4 protein-coding genes are annotated in these 3,030 nt (G+C 35.8%); all 4 read right to left on the minus strand.

Going from position 1 to position 3,030, the window contains the following annotated elements:
* Window positions 1–100 precede the first annotated feature (100 nt).
* Window positions 101–382 carry a colicin immunity domain-containing protein gene (locus AC1DSL_RS16765; protein ID WP_477533075.1) on the minus strand — a complete coding sequence of 94 codons (282 nt, stop codon included), beginning with the start codon at window positions 380–382 and terminating at the stop codon, window positions 101–103.
* 190 nt (window positions 383–572) lie between these two features.
* A complete protein-coding gene (locus tag AC1DSL_RS16770; RefSeq protein ID WP_477533078.1) occupies window positions 573–920 on the minus strand; it encodes a DUF7674 family protein in 348 nt (115 codons plus the stop codon).
* Between the two features lie 271 nt (window positions 921–1,191).
* On the minus strand, window positions 1,192–1,701 hold the full coding sequence (locus AC1DSL_RS16775; RefSeq protein ID WP_477533076.1) for a DinB family protein: 510 nt from the start codon (window positions 1,699–1,701) through the stop codon (window positions 1,192–1,194).
* A gap of 294 nt (window positions 1,702–1,995) precedes the next feature.
* Window positions 1,996–3,030, minus strand: a 1,035-nt coding sequence (locus tag AC1DSL_RS16780; protein ID WP_477533077.1) for a S41 family peptidase, incomplete at its 5' end; no start/stop codon positions are given.

A 3,030-nucleotide genomic window follows, 5' to 3' on the forward strand; every position in this document is an offset into this window, starting at 1 on the left:
ATTTTTGAATATTCATCAATCCACTATCCTACCTTTCTTAAATTATTAATAATTATGTCATTCCTTATTCAACTAAACCGCTCCGTTAGTTGAATAAGCTCTAACGACTATGTAAATGGTTATTAAATTTAATTAATGCTTCATTTATTTCTTTTCTTAGTTGTTGTTCTGATATTTCGTATGGAGTCTCTTGTCCAGGAAGACACTCATGCCAGTAACAATCTGCTGATTCAAATAACCCATTCAGAATTTCAAATAAGGGTTTGCCCATTACATCATCCGATTCTTTAAACACTTTAAAATATTGTGTTTGAAATTCGTCTGCTGACATCTTCTCTTCTAAAAAATCCACCATCAATTTTTTGTATTTGTTTACGTCCATTTTTCCCCTCACAATAAGTAACTTTTAATTTTCTTCTCTCTACTGCTTTACTTGCTTTATTATTGTACTAAACTGCCCCGTTAGTTTAAGTGTAACATTTCACAATAGATGGCCGAAATCTACTTGATGTTTTGGACGTAAAAATAGACCATCGAAATGATGGTCTTGTTTAACTAAAGCACCCGTTAGTTTAATATCTACCCCAGCCTTTTTCTGTCTCATCCGATAATTTTCTGGTTTCTTTGCCCATATATTTTCGTGCATTATTCAATACCTTGCTATCGTCACCAAGTCTTTCTAAAATAGTTACGCACAAGATATTTACAACATCATCATTTCCTTGAGTTGCCATTATTTCAAATACTCCGAAGAGACTTTGCAATACTTGGGGGTTATCCTCACTTATATAATTTATAAAAATTCCAGTGCACTCGCCAAAGTATACATGCGGTAATAGCTCTTCATTAAATTCGATATGTTCTTGTAATACAGACTTTAAATCTTTAAATTCATCAATAATTAAATTTATTGAACCCATCACGTCAATACCTTTTCACCCTTTTAAATAATATTTCTCCTTACACATGACAGATCCTTCTTCAACTAAACTGCTGCGTTAGTGACATAAGGATTTTTAAACAACATTATTATTGTTTAATGACTTTATTGTAAATTAAACAACTTTATTATCCCTGTACAGTAGCGTCAGGAAAATGCGGAATTACAACGTTAAGGAAGTTTCAATATTAAAAAACCTAATTTCTCAGCATTAAATGAGAAATTAGGTTTTTTCATTAATAGAAAAAGACTTATAAGTATTTATCACTAATCACTTTCATATGGTGTAACTCGTGCCCGGCAATGCCATATGCAATGGTACCTATCGAAACTGGGCTGTTCATTACAGTTCCATTACGAACCCACGCTGCATCATCAATGGTTGAAATAAGGCTTAACGTGTTGGAACGTACCGTGTCTAAACCAGCTAGTAACTGCTCCCAGGATAATTTGTTAAAGTGTGCCGCAGAAACGTATTGATCCTGATCCATTGCTGGGAGTGGTGCACTTTCATTTCGTGCAATGGCAAGCATTCGATACGACATCACACGTTCCGAGTCGGTCATATGCCCAATCACTTCTTTTAAAGTCCATTTCCCTGGTGCGTACGCCTTCCTTGCTGACTCCTCTGATACGCTGCTTAAAAGGGTAATGGTCTTAGTTCGTTGCTTACTAAGTATTTCTTCAATATCTCCATCTGGCACAAGACTAACATACCTATCATGCTCTGGATTTTCAATAAATAATGGTCGTGGGCGCACAAGAGTCCTCCTCATCGGAATAGTTAATTATGGTTCTAGGCTAATATTCGACTGTCAAGAAGATATTTCCTTTAATTAATATTTAATTTCATTACCGCAAAATAATTGCAAATTAAACCACTTTATTATCCCTGTACAACTGATTTATGCATTTAACATAATACAGATAATAATGGATTAAATCACTTTTTATTCCACTAACCTGCCCCGTTAGTTGAAGAAAAAAAGAGCCGTCTTAGCAGCTCAACCATCTTCAAGCAAAGCCCCGTTAGTTAAAATTCGGCTTGAGAAATTTCAGATTTCCACAGAAATATTAATCAACTCGAGGGCTTTCTTCATATCGATGTCTTCGTGGATATGCTGAGGTGTCCATTGAATATAAATATCCGGTTCAATTCCGATACCTGACATCCCATTTCCATCATCTACACGTCCCAGTTTCGAAGTGGGATACCAAAGCTCAAAACCTTCTTCCCATTTCATAATGGTTAAGTTTGTATAATCATTCAATCCAGCAGTAGATCGTCCCACAACAGTTACTTTATTGGATAACTTGCACGCTTCAACAAATGAATCCCCTGAGCTACCACAATAAATATCTGATAGTACGACTACTTTCTTCGGTGACGCTTTCCCTTTTATGATGAAAGAATTATTTTCACCTTCATTATAGTTTACAAATCCTTTTCCATAATTCTTTTCAAAGAAACTCTTAAAAATTCTTAGCATTTCCCTCGTATTTTCATCTTTTATTGTTTCTAGTGACTCGTCAATCATTTGTATCTGCAGATTGCATGTCCTTTCTGTGCAATTGTACAGCATCGTATGCTTCGCCTGATCAAACAAATCCTTTTCCTCTAACGGAAAAATATACGGTAACAGCTCAGTAAAACTAGAGTCGGTTCCCCCGGCATTTATTCTAACATCGACTAGTAAAGATTCTGCGGAATTGAGCAGCGTTGCATTGTCACGAATAAGTGTAGAAATCGTGTCGGGATCTTGGAAATCAGTCAGCGTGACAAGAATAGGGCCTTCCACCATCTTTTCGATTGTATATGTAGGAGGTGATGGTACCTTATCGAAATCCCCCATCGTCAATAAGCTTATTGTTTTATCATCATTTACTATTGTGCAATTTTCGTGTTTGAGGAGGATTGGATTCCAGTTTTCCCTCTCAGGATGATTTTCGTTTAAATTACGGCGATACCGCTCTCTCAACTCCATGATAGGGATACCATCTAAAGCAGAAATAACGGAGCCTACAGTTATTTTTTTTTCATTTTGTACAGAAGTAACATAGAGAAGATTTTCAAATCGACGTACCTTAAA

It is taken from the genome of Paenisporosarcina sp. P4_D4, assembly GCF_056401835.1.